At 61.3% G+C, this 539-nt stretch carries 2 tRNA genes; both read right to left on the reverse strand.

The features are described from left to right. Positions 1–111 precede the first annotated feature (111 nt). Positions 112–187 (reverse strand) — tRNA-Ala (locus JHL17_RS06215). Positions 188–307: 120 nt separating this feature from the next. Next, positions 308–384, reverse strand: a tRNA-Ile gene (locus tag JHL17_RS06220). Between the last annotated feature and the right edge of the window lie 155 nt (positions 385–539).

The following is a 539-nucleotide window of genomic DNA, read 5'->3' on the forward strand; positions in this document are numbered from 1 at the left end:
GAGCGCTGCGCGCTCGTTGCTGTTCACGTTGCCGTGTTGTGGTTCCTTCCAACGGTCCTCGAAGCTGAGCGGCTCGCCTCTACCATCGACACCAGTCTTCCTCGCGGAAACTGGTGGAGGCAGACGGGATCGAACCGACGACCTCCTGCTTGCAAAGCAGGCGCTCTCCCAACTGAGCTATGCCCCCGATCGGCGATACGCACGACCGCTAAACATGGTGGGCCAGGGAGGATTTGAACCTCCGACCTCACGCTTATCAAGCGCGCGCTCTAACCAACTGAGCTANGATACGCACGACCGCTAAACATGGTGGGCCAGGGAGGATTTGAACCTCCGACCTCACGCTTATCAAGCGCGCGCTCTAACCAACTGAGCTACTAGCCCGGCCGCAGGTCGCTGGGACCTGCGTCGAGAACCGTGAGAAGGGATGCGCCGGCGGCGGCAGAGATGTCCGCTGGACTTGAAGGTGCCGGACCAGCCAGGGTCGGCTTCCTTAGAAAGGAGGTGATCCAGCCGCAGGTTCCCCTACGGCTACCTTG

It is taken from the genome of Azospirillum endophyticum, from assembly GCF_016595245.1.
Lineage (GTDB): Bacteria > Pseudomonadota > Alphaproteobacteria > Azospirillales > Azospirillaceae > Azospirillum > Azospirillum endophyticum.